Origin of the sequence: Nitrobacter sp. (genome assembly GCF_047149785.1) — a bacterium.
Classification (GTDB): domain Bacteria; phylum Pseudomonadota; class Alphaproteobacteria; order Rhizobiales; family Xanthobacteraceae; genus Nitrobacter.
In genome coordinates this window covers 3,000,730-3,018,735 of the sequence record NZ_BAAGBE010000001.1, presented here as the reverse complement: position 1 = coordinate 3,018,735, position 18,006 = coordinate 3,000,730, and the positions used below count along the sequence as shown (strand labels likewise).

Here is an 18,006-nt window from a genome sequence, read left to right as displayed (position 1 = left end):
CGCCGTGCGGCCTAGAGTCGCAGAGGTTAGGGCATGACCGCTAACAAGCCGTAAAGCAAATAATGGTGTCAAGCCGCCGGGGGCGGAACGTGGGCCCGATACCAGGCCCGGGCCGCCGACAATGCGGGGTGGGCGAGCGAGCGGGTGAGATAGGTCCAGATCCGGGGCTGGTGGCGCAGATAATGCGGTTTGCCGTCGCGCCGGTTGAGCCGCGCGAACGTGCCGAGCAGCCGGGTGTTGCGCTGCGCCGACATCACGGCGTACTGCCTGGCGAAGGCTGCGGGATCGAACGATGCCGTGGAGTCGAGCCGCGCCTTCACGTAACGGGCCAGCAGCGCGAGTTCGAGCGGTTCCGGCACGTCCACCCGCGCGTCCTGCAAAAGCGAAACGAGATCGTAGGCGGCGGGGCCGCGCACGGTGTCCTGAAAGTCGATGACGCCGACTTGTTTGATGTCGCGACGCTGCGCCAGCCAGATCAGGTTCGGCGAATGGAAGTCTCGCAGCACCCATGTCTTCGGTGCCGCGGCCGGCTCCGTCAGCAACGCGCGCCACAGCGTCATGAATTCCGCGCGCAGATCGTCGCCCGGCTCGACGCCGCGATCCGGCAGATACCAGTCCAGCATCAGGCTGACTTCGATCAGCAACGCCTCGATGTCGAATATCGGAATGGCGTAGGGGATATGCGGCGCGACCGAAAGGATTTCGGGCAAGGTCTGGCCATGCAGCGCCGCCAGCAGGTCGGTGGCGGCCTGATAACGCTCGGCGATCGGCGCAGGCGGCGTGCCTTCGACGAAGCCCGCGCCGCCGAAATCCTCGGTGATGAGGAATCCCCATTCCAGATCGGCATGATGGATCGCGGGCGCGGAAAAGCCCTGGTCGCGCAGGCCGCGCGCGATGGCGACGAAGGGTTTGACGTCTTCGGCCAGGTGCACGGCCGCGCTGTAGGACTTGCCGTCGTGGATCGCGGACCCGTCCGGCCGCTTCGGCGCGTTCATCAGGATGACGCTCGTGTCGCCGCGGATCAGCCGGGCGTAGGAGCGCGTCGAGGCGTCGCCCGCCATGCGCTGCCGCTTCGCATCGCCATATCCGGCGTCCTTGATAAATTGCCGCAGCGCCGCCAGCCGCGCGACCTGCGTGGCGGCCTTGCCGTAACCGGTGATCTCGGCGGCGCGCGCCGTCGAGCCGAGCGCCGGACGATGACTGAAGGCGATGTCGATGCGATCAGCGGGCAGGGCGCTGGCCGCGCGCTCCGGCCATTCGATCAGCGCCACCGTTGCTTCGGGCAGCGGCGCGAGGCCGATCTCCTCAAGCTCGCCCGGGCCGCTGATGCGATAGAGGTCGGCGTGGAGCAGCGGGTAGGGCGGCAGATCGTAATGTTGCGCCAGCGTGAACGTCGGGCTCGGCACCTCCATCGCGTCGTCGCCGGCAAGGTAGCGGATCATGGCGCGGGCGGCGGCGGTCTTGCCCGCGCCGAGGTCGCCCGACAGCGTGACGACGTCGCCGGGGCCGACCAGCAGCGCGAGGTCGGCCATCAGATGCGCGGTCTCGGTCTCGTTGGCGAGTGCGGTTGCGAATGTCGAGGGTTCGCTCATTCAGCGGCGTTGCGATGCGCGGTCTGGTCAAGCGGAAAATCGCAAACGACCCGGGTGCCGTGCTTGACGGTGGAATCGAAATGCACGCGCCCGCCATGGAGTTCCACGAAGGAGCGCACCAGCGACAGGCCGAGGCCCGCGCCGCGATGCCGCGAGCCGTTGGCGTGGCTCTCGAACCAGTCGAACGCCTTGTCCTTGACCTCGGGCGGAATGCCGGGACCTTCGTCCATCACGGCAAATCGCACGCTGTGCTCGGTGCGCCGGGCGCTCACCGTGATCACGGTGTCCGGCGGCGAGAAGTTGGCGGCGTTGGCGAGCAGGTTGTAGAGGACCTGAACGATGCGGCGCTCGTCGCCGATGAAGTTGCCGATGTCCGGATCGACATCGACGTTCAGGACGATGCGGTCGCGGGTCAGGCGATCCTGAATGCCCTCCGCCGCCGCCGCGATGGTCGTGCGCACGTCGACCGGCCCGAGTTCGAGCGTCATGGCGCCGGCGTCGATGGTCGCGAGATCGAGGATGTTGTTGGTCAGCGCGAGCAGCGCATCGGTCGACGAGGTGATGTAGTTGACGTATTCGGCCTGCTTGTCGGTAAGCGGCCCGGTGCCGGGATCGTTCATCAGGTGTGCGAAGCCGATGATGGTGGTCAGCGGCGAACGCAGCTCGTACGAGACGTGATGGACGAAATCGACCTTCATCTGGTCGGCGGTCTCGAGCGCGTCGTTGCGCTCGCGCAGCGCGCGTTCCACGTTCTCGCTGTCGGTGATGTCGTGGAACGTCAGCATGGTGGCGCCGTCGGGCAGCGGCATGGTCATGCAGTCCAGCACGCTGCCGTCCCTGCGCTCGAGCTTGAGCGGCACCGCGACGCGATTGTCGATTCCGGTGACGGCATTACGGATTGTCTGCCATGCACCGTCGTCGTCGAATAGCGGCTTGCACCAGGCCTCGACGGTATCGATATGCGGCTGCTGCGAGAGCGCCTCGGGCGAGAGCTTCCACATCCGGGCGAAGGCCGGATTGAAAAGCTGCGCGCGTCCGTTGCTGCCGAACACCGCAACCGCTTCGGTCAGGCTGTCCAGGGTTTCGCGCTGCACGGTGATGAGCCGATCGTAACGTCGCGCCAGATCGAGGCTTTCGGTGACGTCGTCGAACAGATAGGTCACGCCGCCTTCGGGATTCGGCGTGGTGACAATGGAGAGCGCGCGCCCGTCCGGAAGATACCAGACATCCTTGGCGGCCTCATTGGCGCGATAGGCTTCGTGCAGGCGGGCCTTCCAGGCGCGGAAGTCCGGCTGCTCCGGCAGTTTACGCGCGGCGCGCAGGCGATCGAGCACGCTGGAATCATCCGGGTTGCCGTCGAGAAAGGCGCGGTCGAGGTCCCAAAGCCGGCGATAGGAATCGTTGTAGAACGCCAGCCGCCGCCGGCCGTCGAACACGGCGACGCCGGAGGACAACTGGTCGAGGGTGCGGCGATGCGCGTCCGCCATCCGCGCCAGCATCTCGCGCAGCGTGACCGCTTCGCCGGCGTCGAGCGCGATGCCGGCGCTTCCGCCGGCGGCGCGAAGCGCGTGAACGTCATACATCCGCCGCTCGCCGCCGATCACGATCGGCAGTCGCCCGGTAAAGGTCGCATGCTCGTTCAGCGCCCGCGCCATCGCGATGCGATCGTCGCTGTCGAGCAGTTCGAGATTGCGCTCGATCGCATCCGCGGCGTCGGCGGCCTCGGTGGCGCGCGCGTAGGCGGCGTTGGCGAAATTGAGCTTGCCGTCCTCGCCGCGGGCCCAGAGCGGCCATGGCGCCGCGGCGGCGAAAGCCCGCAGCATTCCGGTTTCTTCCAGCAGGTTGTCGTGGCGCAGCGTCATCTCGGCGAGATCGCGCCGCAATCCGCCGAGATCGCGGATCCGCACGATGGCCTGGCCGCCGATGGCGCGGCCCATGGCTTCCACCGTCCGCCCGGCCGAGGTGACCAGGTTGAGCAGGAAACCTTCGCCCGCGCTGCGCAGCGCGTCGACTGCATGATCCATCTGCAATGCCGGCTCCGGCGGCAGCCAGGTTCCGAACGCAACGATCCGCAAAGGCTGTTTTGCATCTTGTGGCAACAGCAGCGCGGTGTCGCCGCTGATTTGAGGGCGGTCCTCGCCCGCGCCCCAGGAAATCAAAACTTGCGGTTCTGCGAACAGCAGCGCGCGAAAGCGGTCGGCTTCCGACTGAAGCTCGCGGATTTCGGCGCGCAGCCGCTGTTCGTTGGCGGCGGCGCGAACGCGCGTGCGCATCAGCAGGATGGCGGCGACCACCGAGAAGCCGAGCACGCCCAGCGCCATCGCCAGTGCCGTCAGATCCTGCCGGCTGAGATTCATGAAGGTCTGGCTTAGCCGCTCGGACAGGTCCGGTTTCGCGGCCCATGCGGGCGAGATGTCGACGACGCCGGCCATTCCGGCGCCCGCGAGTCCGCCCTGCACCAGCGAGGTGCATGACAGCAAGGTCCGACGCATCACCGCGACTACGTCCGACATGTTTGCCCCAAAACCGCACGACGACACGACCGGCGATCGCTCGCCGTTCGCGAATCGACCAACCATATCCTCAAGCTGAGTCGAGGGGTAAGAGTCCAGACCGTGAACGGGAATCCGGCGATGGAAAAATGCCCGGCCGCGACATTTCCGAAACGATTGTTGTAAAATTGAATCGATTTCGCGAGCGGACGGTCTATGTCTTGGAGAGCAATTAACGTCCCGTCGAACCGAATCCGCCGCTGCCGCGCGCGGTGGCCGAGAGCGAATCGGCGCGTGCGAGTTCCGCGCGCGTCACCGGCGCCACGATCATCTGCGCGATGCGCTCGCCGCGCCGGATGGTGAACGCCTCCTGACCGAGATTCACAAGAAGCACATTGATCTCGCCGCGATAGTCGGCATCCACGGTGCCGGGCGAATTCAGCACGGTGACGCCATGCCTTGCGGCGAGGCCGGAGCGCGGCCGCACCTGCGCCTCGAATCCCTCGGGCAGCGCGATGGCAAGCCCGGTCGGGACCATCGCGTATTGTCCGGCTGCGAGCACCAGCGGCGCCTGCTCCGGAACCGCGGCCAGCAGGTCGAGGCCGGCGGCCTGGCTGCTCTGGTAGGCCGGCAGCGGAAGACCTTCGGCATGAGGCAGTTGCAGGACGTCGACCTTGATCGGTCCGCTCATGCCGGCTGATCCGTCACGGCCGGGACGATGCGTTCGATCAACATCGCGGCAACCTCTTCCTTGGTCATGAGGGGAAAGGACTCGGTCTTGATCTCGCCGTCGCTCTCACGCGTCAGCAGATGCACCGTGTTGCGGTCGCCGCCCATCACGCCGGTTGCGGGCGAGACGTCGTTGGCGACCATCCAGTCGCAGCCCTTGCGCGCGAACTTCGCCGTCGCGTTGTCGATCAGATGCTCGGTCTCGGCGGCGAAGCCGATCACCAGCGCCGGCCGGTTCTCGCGCAGGTTCGAGATGGTTGCGAGGATGTCCGGGTTCTCGACCAGTTGCAGCGGCGGCATTCCGGTCGCGGTCTTCTTCAGTTTCTGCGCGCCTTCGTGCGCGACGCGCCAGTCGGCGACCGCGGCGGTGAAGATCGCGACGTCCGTTGGCAGCGAGGTCTCGACGGCCACCAGCATCTCGCGCGCCGATTCGACATGCTTCACGGTGACGTCAGCGGGATCGTCGAGGCCGACCGGGCCTGCGATCAGCGTCACGTCGGCCCCGGCCGCCTGTGCCGCAGCCGCGATGGCAAAGCCCTGCTTGCCCGAGGAGCGGTTGGCGATATAGCGCACCGGATCGATCGGCTCGAAGGTCGGTCCGGCGGTGACCAGCACGCGGCGACCCTTGAGGGGCTGCGGGCGCGCGGGCCTGAGAATCCGCTCGGCGGCGGTCGCGATCTCCGTCGGCTCCGCCATGCGGCCGATGCCGGTCTCGCCCGCTTCGGCCATCTCGCCGGCATTGGGACCGATCATGGCGACCCCGTCGCGGATGAGTTGCGCGACGTTGCGGCGCGTCGCCGGGTTGTTCCACATCAGCGGATTCATCGCCGGCGCTAGCAGGATCGGCTTGTCGGCGGCGAGCAGGATCGCGGTGGCGAGGTCGGAGGCCAGGCCATGCGCCATCTTTGCCATCAGGTCGGCGGTGGCGGGGGCGACGACGATCAGGTCGCAGTCGCGCGCGAGCCTGATATGGCCGGCATCGAATTCGCTGCCGGGATCGAACAGGTCGGTGTGGACGCGGGTGTGCGACAGCGCGCTGGCGCTCAGCGGGGTGACGAATTGCTGCGCAGCATTTGTCATGACGCAATGCACAATAAAGCCGCGTTCCTTCAGCCGACGGATCAGGTCGAGCGATTTATAGGCCGCGATGCCGCCTCCGATAATCAGCGTCACGCTGTACAAGTCACTGGATCCATGGAGTGAATTTTGATCGGCCCTGACTGTTGCGCTGCAGGATAGCCGATTGCCGGTGGCGTCGGGGGCGGTCGCGGCCTCCCTCAGGATAACGCGGACCTCGTCCTCAACGGAACGTCCGTTGCGGGCGGCGCGCAGCCGCAGCCCGGTCTTGATGGCGTCGTCGAGTTTGCGGACGGTCAGGCTGGCCATGACGCTCCTGCGGTCAAACGCGCCATCATTGATAGCAAAAATATGACATCACTGCAATCAAATGGATCTAATGCGCGGTCCAGAGCAGGCCGACCAGCGCGGCCGCGATGACCCAGAGCGCCAGGATGCTCCAGCGGTGGCTGCGCGCCTCGGCCCGCTTGATCTCCGCGATCGTGTGAGGCCCCAATGTCAGCCCTTCGCGCGCCATCGTCTCGAACTGCTCGATGAGGGAGACCGTTCGCGCAGCGATCGCCGGCAGCCCGCCGAGCACCCGGCCAAGCTCGCCGGCGCCCGCCACCGCGCTCTGCATCCGGCCCATCGGGCCAAGGTTCTGCGTGATCCATTCGCGCACCACGGGATCGGCCACCGTCCAGATGTCCAGCCTGGGATCGAAGCTGCGCGCCACGCCTTCGACCACCACCATGGTCTTCTGCAGCAGGATCAGTTCGGGGCGCGTCTGCATGTCGAACAGGCCGGTGACCTCGAGCAGCAGCGTCAGCAGCTTGGCCATCGAGATTTCCTCGGCGGTGCGATTGTGGATCGGCTCGCCGATGGCGCGGATGGCTTGCGCGAAATTCTCCACCGAGTGATGGCTCGGCACGTAGCCGGCCTCGAAGTGCACCTCGGCGACGCGGCGATAGTCGCGCGTGATGAAGCCGAGCAGGATCTCGGCGAGGAAGCGCCGCTCTTTCAGCCCGAGCCGCCCCATGATGCCGAAGTCCACGGCGACCAGCCGGCCCGACTTGTCGAGGAACAGATTGCCGGGATGCATGTCGGCGTGGAAGAAGCCGTCGCGCAGCGCATGGCGCAGGAAGCTCTGGATCACCTTGCGGCCGAGTTCGGGCAGGTCGACGTGCGATTGCGCAAGGCGCGCATGATCGTTCAGCGCGATGCCGTCGATCCACTCCATCGTCAGCACGTTGTGGGTGGTGCGGTCCCAGTCGACCGTGGGGACGCGGAAGTCGGGATCGTCGCGGGTGTTCTCCGCCATCTCCGACAGCGCGGCCGCTTCCAGCCGCAGGTCCATTTCCATCGCCACGGATCGCGACATGGTGTTGATGACTTCGACCAGGCGCAGCCGTCGCGCTTCGGCGGAATAGACTTCGGCCTGGTTGGCGACGAAGAAGAAATCGGCCAGGTCGCGGCGGAAGCGCGCGGCGACGTTGGGCCGCAGCACCTTGATCGCGACCTGCCTGCGGGCGCCGTCCTTCTCGACCTCGCCGCGATGAACCTGCGCGATCGAGGCCGCCGCCACCGAAGGTCCGAAACTTGCGAAGGCGTCCGTGACCGGTTTTTCCAGCGCGGCCGCGACCACCGCTTCGGCCTCCGCTTGCGAAAACGGCGGCAGGCGGTCCTGCAGGCTTTCCAGATCGCGCGCCATCACGACGCCGACGACGTCGGGCCGCGTGGCGAGGAACTGTCCGAGCTTGAGATAGGCCGGCCCGAGTCGGGTCAGCGCCCGTGACAGCCGCGGTCCGGATTTCGCGCCGCGGCGCTCGATCAGGCGGGCCATGCGCAGCGCGAGTTGTCCGGGCGGCGGCACCAGCGAGGGATCGACCACGCCGAACACGCCCTCGCGCGCGAACACGAACGCGGCGCGCGCCAGCCGCGCGGCATGGGTCAATGCGGAGATCACAAACGCCAGCCCGAATGCAGCGCGACGATGCCGCCGGAGAGAATCTGCCAGTTGACCCGCGCAAAGCCGGCGTCGCGGATCATGTCGGCGAAGGCGTCGGGCTTCGGAAACTTGCGGATCGATTCGACGAGATACTGATAGGAGCCGGCATCGCCGGTGACGGCGCGGCCGAGCGGCGGGATCACCTTGAAGGAAAACAGCTCGTAGATCTTCTCGAGGCCGGGCACGTCGACGGTGGAGAATTCGAGGCAGAGAAACCGGCTGCCCGGCTTCAGCACCCGAAACGCCTCGCGCAGCGCGGCATCGATGCGCGGCACGTTGCGGATTCCGAACGCGATGGTGTAGGCGTCGAAACTGCGGTCCGCGAATGCCAATGTTTCGGCGTTGCCTTCGACGAACGATACCCGATCATCGAGATGCGCCTTGACCGCGCGCTCGCGGCCGACCGCGAGCATGTCCGGATTAATGTCGCAGACGGTGGCCCGGAATCCGCGGCCGGCGGCCTTGGCCGCGCGAAAGGCGATATCGCCGGTGCCGCCGGCGACGTCGAGCAGCGCGAACGGTGCATCGCCGCGCGGCGGGTTCAGCGCCGTGATCATCACGTCCTTCCAGACGCGGTGCAGCCCGCCGGACATCAGGTCGTTCATCAGGTCGTAGCGCCGCGCCACGCTGTGGAACACCTCGTTCACCAGCGGCTGCTTGTCCTCCACGGCAACGTCCCTGAAGCCGAAATGCGTCGTCTGGTCCTTTCCATCCATGCCCGTGCTCTCCATGGTCCGGACCATAGCCTGCCATGCTGCGCTGCGCTACAAGCGAGGTCCATCTGAAGACGGATCGCCGTCCGACAGTGGTTAACCGGCGACATCGAGAGAAAGCGCCATGCCCACGCAGTTCACCAGCGCAACCCCGATCCTGCGAATGTTCGATATCCGCAAGGCGCGGGAATTTTACCTCGATTTTCTCGGCTTCAAGGTCGATTTCGAGCATCGGTTCGAGCCGGACCTGCCGCTCTACATGGGCCTTTCGCTGGACTCGGTGGTGTTGCATCTCAGCGAGCATCACGGCGACTGCGCGCCCGGCGCGCGGGTCATCATCGAGACGACGGGGCTTGCCGAGTACCAGGCGAGGCTGTTGGCCAAACAATATGGTTATGCGCGGCCCGGGCTGGTCCGTCAGCCCTGGGGCGCCACCACCATGACCGTGACCGACCCGTTCTACAACGGGCTGGTTTTCAGCGAGCGTGAGGCGGAGACGGAATAGGACGCCGAACAATCATACGAACCGAGCCGACCGATGCCCGAACTGCCCGAGGTCGAAACCGTGCGCCGCGGCTTGCAGCCCGCGATGGAAGGCGCGACCATCCTGCGCGCCGAGGCCCGTCGCAAGGACCTGCGCTTTCCGTTCCAGAAAGATTTCGTCGCCCGCCTGGAAGGGCAGGCCGTGACCGGGCTCGGGCGGCGCGCAAAATACCTGCTGGCGGACCTCGCATCCGGCGACGTGCTGCTGATGCACCTGGGCATGTCCGGCTCGTTCCGTGTGATCGATGCGGCGGGCGCCACGGCGCCGGGCGATTTTCATTTTCCGCGCGATGAGAGACGCGCCCACGATCACGTGAGTTTTACGATGTCGTCCGGCGCCGAGATCGTGTTCAACGATCCGCGCCGCTTCGGCTATATGAAGGTCGTCGCCCGCGAGGCGCTCGACGACGAGCCGCTGCTGAAAGGGCTCGGTCCGGAGCCGCTCGGCAACGCATTCGACGCGGCGATGCTGGCGCGTTCGTGCCGCGACAAGAAAACCAGCCTGAAGGCCGCGCTGCTCGACCAGCGCGTGGTCGCGGGGCTCGGCAATATCTATGTCTGCGAGGCGCTGTTTCGCGCGCATCTGTCGCCGCGCCGTCTCGCCGCGACGCTGGCCCTGAAAACGGGCGCGCCGTCCGGGCGCGCCGGCCGGCTGGTCGAGGCCATTCACGATGTGCTCAACCAGGCGATCAAGGCCGGCGGCTCCTCGTTGCGCGACCATCGGCAGACCACGGGCGAACTCGGCTACTTCCAGCATTCGTTTCAGGTCTACGACCGCGAGGGCGACAAGTGCCGCACCCCCGGATGCAAGGGCACGGTGAAGCGCTTCACCCAGAACGGGCGCTCGACGTTCTGGTGCCCGAGTTGTCAGAAGTAGGAGCAAACCGAGATGAGTTACGGTTGAAGAGCCTCAATGCGTCATTGCGAGCGTAGCGAAGCAATCCAGAGCAAAAGAACGTCTGGATTGCTTCGCTACGCTCGCAATGACGTGATGCTCTTCATTTCAGTCGCCTACTTCCGCACGCAGATCACGCGGACCACCGCGGCTTTGGCGTCGGACGATTCGCTTGCAGGCGTCACCTTGTTCGCTTTCAGAAATGCCCGCACGGTCTCGGCGGGAGCGAGCACGGCCTCGGCGGTCTGCACGGCGGGGCCGGCGACCGTCGCCGGCTTCAACAGCACGAGACCCGCGAACTTTCCGCTTGCGTCGAGTGCGGCAGCGCCGGAAAAACCGGGCGCGGGCGCTGGAGATAGCGCCGGTTCGCTGCCTCCTCCTTGCGCAACCGATGTCTTGACGCGGCTCACCGCGGAGCCGCCGCCCTGGTTTTGCGGGTCGGTGATGCCGACGAGTTCGAGGCTGCCCTTGGCTGAGCCGCCATCGAGCGCGATCGGCTTCAATCCATGCGCGCCGTAGATGCGCAGCAGCGCGAGGCCGTGATCCTTGTCGCTTGCGATCCTCTCGGCGTTGCCGTGGCCCGCGACGACGATCGACCGGCATTCGTCGGCGACGTCGCTGCCGGTGACGATCGCGCCGTCGCTGCTGACGATGACGCCCGTCCCGTACTCCACAATCTTGCGCGGCGGCGGACCATCCGCGGGAAACGGATCGAACGCGCTCGACATCGCGATCACCACGGGCTCCATGATGCCTTCGGTGGCCTGATCGTAGAGGATGGTCAGGACGCGCGCCTCGCCGCCCTGAAGCTGGCCGCGCACGTAGAATTTCTTCAGGCCCTGCATGCCCGACAGCACGAAGAAATCCGGCTTGACCGTGCTGTAATCGAGCTTGCGCCCGGCCGGTTCCTTTCGCTCGGACTCGGCGAGTTTCGCGGTGGTGAGGCCGGCGTCCTTGCGGCGCGTCAGCAGGATCCGGATGGTGCCGGTCGCCGAACGCCATGTCGTGCCGTCGCCCGCGCTCGACTGCCGCGGCGCCAGCCGCGTCGGCAGGCCGAGCCGAACGCCGGTCGCGGCATCGGTGACGGTCTTCCAGCCGGCATTGCTCCGCGCCTTCCGCGCGGCCGTGGTCAACACGCTGCGTTCCTGCGGGTTGAGCACGCCGGTCTGCTTGCCGCCACGGTCTTTCTGGAAGGTCTTGATCGCTGCGATCAAACGGTCGCTGACCTCGCCGTTGATGAGGCCGTTGTAGTGGCCGGTCCATGCCAGGTCGGACTGCAGCGCCTGCCGCTCCGCCTGCGTCATGGCCTTGGCGGTATCGGCCGGAGTTTGCACCGCGGGGTGGGTGGGCGCCGGTTTCGGCTCGGCGCGTCCGACCGTGCCGGCAGGCCGTGCCTCGGCGCAAATCGCGGTGATCGCGATCATCAATACTGCGGCGATCGTCGCTCGCATGACAGCTTTCGTCTCCGTTGAAACGGCGCTAGAGTCTTGGTCTGACGCGTTTTCTTCACGCGAACCGGATTCCACTTTGCTCGAAAACGCTATATTGAAACACATTCGCGTGGTCGGTAACAGCGGCCCTCGGGTTCGGGCCTGTGTGCGGCGCTGGATCGAGATACGAGAACGACAGGGACGATGCTGAGCGCCGACGAACTTGAACGCTATGCCCGCCACATCGTGATGCGCGAGGTCGGTGGCCCCGGCCAGAACGCGTTGCGCAACGCGCGCGTGCTGATGATCGGAGCCGGCGGTCTCGGCGCGCCGGCGTTGATGTATCTGGCCGCCGCCGGTGTCGGCACGCTCGGCGTGATCGACGACGACGTGGTGACGCTGTCGAATCTGCAGCGCCAGATCATTCACGCGACGCCGGACATCGGCAGTCCCAAGGTCGAAAGCGCCGCGGACAAGATCCGCGCGCTCAACCCGCACGTCGTATTCCGCGCCCACCACATGCGGCTGGATGCGGCGAACGCGCTGTCGCTGCTGGCGGATTATGACCTTGTCGCCGACGGCTCGGACAATTTCGCCACGCGCTATCTGGTGGCGGATGCCTGCTTTCTGGCGAGAAAGCCGCTGGTCACCGCCGCGTTGGGTGTGTTCGACGGCACGCTGACGACGATCCGCGCTCACGAAAAAAATGCCGACGGCGAGTTCAACCCGACCTATCGCTGCCTTTTCCCCGAACCGCCGCCCGAGGGCACGGTGCCGAGCTGCCAGCAGGCCGGAATCGTCGGCGCGCTGGCCGGCGTGCTGGGTTCGATGACGGCGCTGGAGGTCATTCGCGAGATCGTCGGATTCGGCGAGGGGCTGGTGGGGCGGCTATGCGCGCGCGATGCGGTTCGAGACGCTGCACTACCGGCGCGATCCGTCGAACCCGCTCAACGGCGATCACCCGACCATCACCGATTTGAGCGCGTATCGCTGACGCTCCATGAGTGTCGGAGATTCGACTAAGCCGCCCTGTTGATGGTGGACGCGCGCGCGATGCGGTTCGAGACGCTGCACTACCGGCGCGATCCGTCGAACCCGCTCAACGGCGATCATCCGACCATCACCGATTTGAGCGCGTATCGCTGACGCCGAAACCCTCTCCCCTTGCGGGAGAGGGTGAAACGGTGGCCGCTACGCGCCTCAATGCCTTCACAACATGCTCGGCAGCACGCGGTCCGGCGGCTTGTGGGCGTCGAGGAAGGTGCGGATGTTGATGATGACCTTCTCGCCCATCTCGACGCGGCCCTCGATGGTGGCCGAGCCCATATGCGGCAGCAGCACCACCTTGCCGGCCTTGGCGAGGCGGACCAGCCGCGGGTTGACGGCGGGTTCGTGCTCGAACACGTCGAGCGCCGCGCCTGCGATCTCGCCGGCCTCGATCAGCCTGGTCAGCGTATCCTCGTCGATGACGGTGCCGCGCGCGGTGTTGACGATGTAGGCGTCCTTGCGGATCAGCTTGAGGCGGCGCGCCGACAACAGATGGAAGGTGGCCGGGGTATGCGGACAGTTCACCGAGATGATGTCCATCCGCGCCAGCATCTGGTCGAGCGAATCCCAGTAGGTCGCGCCAAGCTCGTCGGCGATCTTCGGCGCCACAGGTTTGCGGTTGTGGTAGTGGATCTGCAGGCCAAAAGCGCGGGCGCGGCGCGCCACCGCCTGGCCGATGCGGCCCATGCCGATGATGCCGAGCCGCTTGCCGCCCAGCCGCCGGCCGAGCATCCAGGTCGGCGACCAGCCCGGCCAGTCGCCGCCGGCGGTCAATAGCGCCGCGCCCTCGATGAAGCGGCGCGGCACCGCCAGAATCAGCGCCATGGTCATGTCGGCGGTGTCTTCGGTGAGAACTTTCGGCGTGTTGGTGACGGTGATGCCGCGCTCGTGCGCGGCGACGACATCGATATTGTCGACGCCGTTGCCGAACTGCGCGATCAGCCTCAGCTTGCAGTCCGGTTGATTCAGCACGGCCGCGGTGATGTCGTCGGTCACCGTGGAGACAAGGATATCCGCGGAGCGGACGGCGTCGATGAGCTGTTCCGGCGTCATCGGCTGGTCGTCGAGATTGAGCCGCGCGTCGAACAGTTCGCGCATGCGGGTCTCGATCGAATCCGGCAGCTTGCGCGTGACGACGACCAGAGGCTTCTTCTTCACCGGCATCTGTTGCTCGATTCCACTATCTTTGGAGCAGGATGCGAGCGGAAAACCGCGACGCACTTTTCGTCATCCCGCTCAAGTGTTGCGATTTCCGGAACGGCTCCGAGACGGCCGCACAATCCGGTGAATTCGGGTTCGGCCGACGGACCGTTCAATCCCCGTTAACCCGATTGTTCGAAACTGCAGCCGCCTGCAGATTTCGGGCGTCTGTCTCCCTGGCTTCCTGGGTCCCTCGCATCTTCCGTGCAGCTTCCCCGGGTTCTCCGGTCGCCCGGTATTTGGTCCCTCTCTATCAGAAGGCCGGGCCAAGACAAGAACCCCCGGCCCGGAACACGGGCTGGCCTGGATCGGCGGCATGGCGGGTTTTCGCAAGGGGGCGGGTGATGAGGGTGAAACGGCTTTTCTCGTCAATGGCGGTTGCGACGGCGCTGGTGAGCGTGGTCGCGTTTGAAGCGGCCGCCGACGCCAGGGACTCCGCGCTGTCCGCGAGCGGGCTCCCGATACCGCGTTATGTGAGCCTGAAATCCGACCACGTGAACGTGCGCGCCGGCCCGACCAAGGACAACGACGTCAACTGGATCTACACCAAGGCCGGACTCCCCGTCGAAATCACCGCGGAATTCGAGAACTGGCGCCGCATCCGCGATTCGGAGGGAGCCGAGGGCTGGGTCTATCACTCGCTGCTGTCCGGCCGCCGCACCGCGGTCGTTACGATGAAGACCAAGGGCGACTTGGCGCTGCTCTATACCAGCGCCGATACCCGGAGCGCGGTGGCGGCCCGCTTGCAGGCCGGCGTGGTGGCGCAGGTCAAGCATTGCGCGAAGGGATGGTGCCACATCGCGGGGAACGGCTTTGACGGCTGGATCCAGCAGCAGCGCCTCTGGGGCGTCTATGCCGACGAAAACATCGACTGAACGTCGCGTCGCGGTCGCCGCCGACTTTGCTGCAAAATCGTACCGTCATTGGCGGGCATCGCCGTTCGAAGACGGCGTCGCTTCATGACCCGGCAATCCGTCACGTCGCGAAAGGACCGATTGAAGATTGATGGATGCGCCGGTCATCCAGGATCAAAAGACGCGCTTCGCGCTTTTAGCGCCATTCCGGCTTTGATGGAATCAAGCCTGACGCCAGCTTTTTGTTTTGACGCGTTTTCTTCACGCGAACCGACAGCCATCCTCGGGTCAAGCCCGGCGACATGCTTCGCTTGAAAGCGCTTTAGCCCGCGCCTGACATCGCGCTTGCTCAGCGCTTCTTGCGCAACCGCACCACCATGTCGATGCGGCTGATCTCGTAACCTTCCGGCACGGTCGGCATCTTCTGCAACACCAGATGCGGGTCGGGGATATCGACCAGCTCGTGATTGTTCTCGAGATAGAAGTGATGGTGCGAGGTGACGTTGGTATCGAAATAGGTCTTGGTGCCGTCGACGCTGACCTGGCGCAGCAGTCCGGCATCGGTCAACTGATTGAGGGTGTTGTAAACCGTGGCGAGCGAGACCGGAACCTTGGCGATGGTCGCTTCTTCGTAGAGCATTTCCGCCGTGAGATGGCGTGCGCCCTTGCCGAACAGCAGCCAGCCCAGCGCCATGCGCTGTCTCGTGGGCCGAAGGCCGACCGACTGCAGCATTTCGTTGACGTCGTGCCAGGGGCAGCCCGTCAGCGTCGGCTGCCGTCCGTGACGGATCGCCGCAACTCCGTGCTCGTCCTCGGCCACCATCACGATATTTTCGTTCATACTCACGCCATGCACCTGAAAGCTCGTCGACGCCGTTAGACTTTATCTACCCGCGACCATTGGAAACTATAGAAAAAACCATACCCAGATGCAAGTTTTTCGCAACTAGAACGGCTCCAAACTGATCTCGCGGCAACGCGATCTCGACCGGGATCGAGCCAGTTGATGACGAAGTTATCCATATATATCAATTACTTCTTATTTGAGCCGCGAGCCGGTGCTCCGGCCTGAAAAATCAGGCTTCCCAGGATGTCTCCACGCGTCCTCGGCACCAGCCTTCGAGTTGGGACCGCATGCGCGAATCGCAAGCCTGCCGGCGCCCATTGTTTCAAGTCGCATGTCGGGATTGCTGCGAGGACATCCGACAGCGGATTCAGGGCGCGGGTGTCCCGATTCCGAAGTTCGCGGACCCTTGCAGAACCTTTGATGCGGACGTCGGAATCAAAGGGACGCCAGCAACTCTATGATCTAGCGTGGTTTGGGGTCAGAAGGTCGCTTGACGGAGTCGATTGGCAATGAAGCGAACGTCTGAACCGCCCCGCCAGCCTTGCTTTACCCTTCTCCGGACCCTGTGTTAGAGACCTCCGCGGCGCCGATCCGAGACCGGCGCTTGTCGCACGCGAAAGTCGCGTTTGGCGTTTTTGCGCACCGTCATTCCCCGATGAAAGAAAGGCCAGGCAGTATGCAGGATCGGCGAGGCAGCTATGATTACGAGGGTTTGCTGGCTTGCGGCCGGGGCGAATTGTTTGGACCTGGAAATGCCCAGTTGCCGTTGCCGCCGATGCTGATGTTCGACCGGATCACCGAGATCACCGAGGACGGCGGAGAGTTCGGCAAGGGGTTGATCCGCGCCGAGCTCGACGTGAAACCCGACCTCTGGTTCTTCGGCTGTCACTTCAAGGGCGATCCGGTGATGCCGGGCTGTCTTGGCCTCGACGCGCTGTGGCAGATGGTCGGATTCTATCTCGGCTGGACCGGCGGCGAAGGCCGTGGCCGCGCGCTCGGTCTCGGCGATCTCAAGTTCACCGGTCAGGTGCTGCCGCACGTCCGCAAGGTCGTGTACAATGTCGACGTCAAGCGCGTGATGCGCTCGAAGCTGGTGCTCGGGATCGCGGACGGGTGGCTTTCCGCCGATGACGATATTATCTATCGCGCGAAAGACCTGAAGGTCGGTCTGTTCAAGCAGGATGCCGCGCCGGGAACGTAAGCGCCGATGGCTCCGGCCGGTCGATGTGTTTCGGATTTTTGACGAAGGTGCCTTCATGAGACAGCGTAACGATAGTGCGAGGAGATCATGAGGAGGGTTGTCGTCACGGGGATGGGCGTCGTCTCGTCCATCGGAAACAACACTCAGGAGGTGCTGTCCAGTCTGTATGAGGCGAAGTCCGGCATCACGCGCGCTGAGAAGTATGCGGAACTCGGCTTTCGCTCCCAGGTGCAGGGCGCGCCGACGCTCAATCCCGCCGATGTGATCGATCGCCGCGCGATGCGTTTCCTGGCGGAGGGCGCGGCATGGAATCACGTCGCGATGGAGCAGGCGATCCGCGATTCGGGTCTGGAGCCCGATGACGTCTCCAACGAGCGCACCGGGATCATCATGGGTTCCGGCGGCCCGTCCGCGCGCACCATCGTGGAAGCGGCCGACATCACCCGCAGCAAGGGACCCAAGCGCGTCGGCCCGTTCGCGGTGCCCAAGGCGATGTCGTCCACCGCCTCGGCGACGCTCGCAACGTGGTTCAAGATCAAGGGCGTCAACTATTCGATCTCGTCGGCCTGCGCGACCTCCAATCACTGCATCGGCAATGCCTACGAGACCATTCAGATCGGCAAGCAGGACATCGTTTTCGCCGGCGGCTGCGAGGAACTCGACTGGTCGCTGTCGGTGCTGTTCGACGCCATGGGCGCGATGTCCTCGAAATACAACGACACGCCGGCGACGGCGTCGCGGGCCTATGACGTCAGCCGCGACGGCTTCGTGATCGCCGGCGGCGCCGGCGTGGTGGTGCTGGAAGAGCTCGAACACGCCAAGGCCCGCGGCGCGCGCATCTATGGCGAGGTCGTCGGCTACGGCGCGACGTCCGACGGTTACGACATGGTCGCGCCGTCGGGCGAGGGCGCCGAGCGCTGCATGAGAATGGCGATGTCGACGGTGAAAACCAAAGTCGACTACATCAACCCGCATGCGACCTCGACGCCGGCCGGCGACCCTCCGGAAATCGAGGCGATCCGCAAGGTGTTCGGCACCGGCGAGGCGTGTCCGCCGATTTCCGCCACCAAGTCGCTGACGGGCCACTCGCTCGGCGCGACCGGCGTGCAGGAGGCGATCTATTCGCTGCTGATGATGAATAACGGCTTTATCTGCGAAAGCGCCAATATCACCGAACTCGATCCGGTGTTCGCGGACATGCCGATCGTGCGTAAGCGTATCGACAACGCCAGAATTGGCACGGTGATGTCGAATTCATTCGGCTTCGGCGGCACCAATGCCACGCTGGTATTCAAACGACTGGATGCTTGATCTGTTTGTGCGGCTCCTCGCAAGAGCGGCTGTCGCAGTACCGATTTCGTAAAGACCGGGCTGAAGCGCGAAGCATGTCTTGCGCGGA

At 65.3% G+C, this 18,006-nt stretch carries 14 protein-coding genes and 1 pseudogene; 6 read left to right on the top strand and 9 right to left on the bottom strand.

The window, feature by feature from the left end:
* Positions 1–68: 68 nt before the first annotated feature.
* The 6 genes from tsaE to ubiE form a co-directional block, all read right to left on the bottom strand.
* Positions 69–1,592, bottom strand: coding sequence for a tRNA (adenosine(37)-N6)-threonylcarbamoyltransferase complex ATPase subunit type 1 TsaE (gene tsaE, locus ACMDCM_RS14070; RefSeq protein ID WP_412774132.1), 1,524 nt, complete (start codon positions 1,590–1,592; stop codon positions 69–71).
* Complete coding sequence (locus tag ACMDCM_RS14065) at positions 1,589–4,105, bottom strand: ATP-binding protein (protein ID WP_412774131.1); 2,517 nt, start codon at positions 4,103–4,105, stop codon at positions 1,589–1,591. The genes tsaE and ACMDCM_RS14065 overlap by 4 nt, the downstream gene beginning before the upstream one ends.
* 211 nt (positions 4,106–4,316) lie before the next feature.
* Entirely contained in the window at positions 4,317–4,775 is a 459-nt protein-coding gene (gene dut, locus ACMDCM_RS14060; RefSeq protein WP_412774130.1) for a dUTP diphosphatase, read from the bottom strand.
* Entirely contained in the window at positions 4,772–6,199 is a 1,428-nt protein-coding gene (coaBC, locus tag ACMDCM_RS14055; RefSeq protein ID WP_412774129.1) for a bifunctional phosphopantothenoylcysteine decarboxylase/phosphopantothenate--cysteine ligase CoaBC, read from the bottom strand. Before coaBC ends, dut begins: the two co-directional genes overlap by 4 nt.
* Before the next feature lie 67 nt (positions 6,200–6,266).
* Positions 6,267–7,835 (bottom strand): 2-polyprenylphenol 6-hydroxylase, encoded by a 1,569-nt coding sequence (ubiB, locus tag ACMDCM_RS14050; protein WP_412774128.1) that lies wholly within the window; start codon positions 7,833–7,835, stop codon positions 6,267–6,269.
* Positions 7,832–8,593 (bottom strand): bifunctional demethylmenaquinone methyltransferase/2-methoxy-6-polyprenyl-1,4-benzoquinol methylase UbiE, encoded by a 762-nt coding sequence (gene ubiE / locus ACMDCM_RS14045; protein ID WP_412774127.1) that lies wholly within the window; start codon positions 8,591–8,593, stop codon positions 7,832–7,834. Before ubiE ends, ubiB begins: the two co-directional genes overlap by 4 nt.
* Before the next feature lie 121 nt (positions 8,594–8,714).
* Between ubiE and ACMDCM_RS14040 the strand changes: the two genes are divergently transcribed.
* Together ACMDCM_RS14040 and mutM are read left to right on the top strand one after the other, a co-directional pair.
* Positions 8,715–9,095, top strand: a complete 381-nt coding sequence (locus ACMDCM_RS14040) for a glyoxalase superfamily protein (protein WP_412774126.1) — start codon at positions 8,715–8,717, stop codon at positions 9,093–9,095.
* Between the two features lie 33 nt (positions 9,096–9,128).
* Positions 9,129–10,010 (top strand): bifunctional DNA-formamidopyrimidine glycosylase/DNA-(apurinic or apyrimidinic site) lyase, encoded by an 882-nt coding sequence (mutM, locus tag ACMDCM_RS14035; RefSeq protein WP_412774125.1) that lies wholly within the window; start codon positions 9,129–9,131, stop codon positions 10,008–10,010.
* Between the two features lie 134 nt (positions 10,011–10,144).
* Here mutM and ACMDCM_RS14030 read toward each other — a convergent pair whose 3' ends face one another.
* Positions 10,145–11,479, bottom strand: a complete 1,335-nt coding sequence (locus tag ACMDCM_RS14030) for a serine protease (protein ID WP_412774124.1) — start codon at positions 11,477–11,479, stop codon at positions 10,145–10,147.
* Between the two features lie 183 nt (positions 11,480–11,662).
* Here ACMDCM_RS14030 and ACMDCM_RS14025 point away from each other — a divergent pair.
* A pseudogene (locus ACMDCM_RS14025) lies at positions 11,663–12,452 on the top strand (HesA/MoeB/ThiF family protein).
* Positions 12,453–12,667: 215 nt separating this feature from the next.
* Here ACMDCM_RS14025 and ACMDCM_RS14020 read toward each other — a convergent pair.
* Positions 12,668–13,669: a 2-hydroxyacid dehydrogenase gene (locus ACMDCM_RS14020; protein WP_412774123.1), complete on the bottom strand. Its 1,002-nt coding sequence runs from the start codon at positions 13,667–13,669 to the stop codon at positions 12,668–12,670.
* Between the two features lie 407 nt (positions 13,670–14,076).
* Between ACMDCM_RS14020 and ACMDCM_RS14015 the strand changes: the two genes are divergently transcribed.
* On the top strand, positions 14,077–14,580 hold the full coding sequence (locus ACMDCM_RS14015; RefSeq protein ID WP_412774122.1) for an SH3 domain-containing protein: 504 nt from the start codon (positions 14,077–14,079) through the stop codon (positions 14,578–14,580).
* Between the two features lie 328 nt (positions 14,581–14,908).
* Here ACMDCM_RS14015 and irrA read toward each other — a convergent pair whose 3' ends face one another.
* Complete coding sequence (gene irrA / locus ACMDCM_RS14010) at positions 14,909–15,400, bottom strand: iron response transcriptional regulator IrrA (RefSeq protein ID WP_412774759.1); 492 nt, start codon at positions 15,398–15,400, stop codon at positions 14,909–14,911.
* 682 nt (positions 15,401–16,082) lie between these two features.
* Here irrA and fabA point away from each other — a divergent pair.
* Together fabA and fabB are read left to right on the top strand one after the other, a co-directional pair.
* Entirely contained in the window at positions 16,083–16,607 is a 525-nt protein-coding gene (gene fabA / locus ACMDCM_RS14005; RefSeq protein ID WP_412774121.1) for a bifunctional 3-hydroxydecanoyl-ACP dehydratase/trans-2-decenoyl-ACP isomerase, read from the top strand.
* A gap of 87 nt (positions 16,608–16,694) precedes the next feature.
* Positions 16,695–17,918, top strand: coding sequence for a beta-ketoacyl-ACP synthase I (fabB, locus tag ACMDCM_RS14000; RefSeq protein ID WP_412774120.1), 1,224 nt, complete (start codon positions 16,695–16,697; stop codon positions 17,916–17,918).
* The last annotated feature ends 88 nt before the right edge of the window (positions 17,919–18,006 follow it).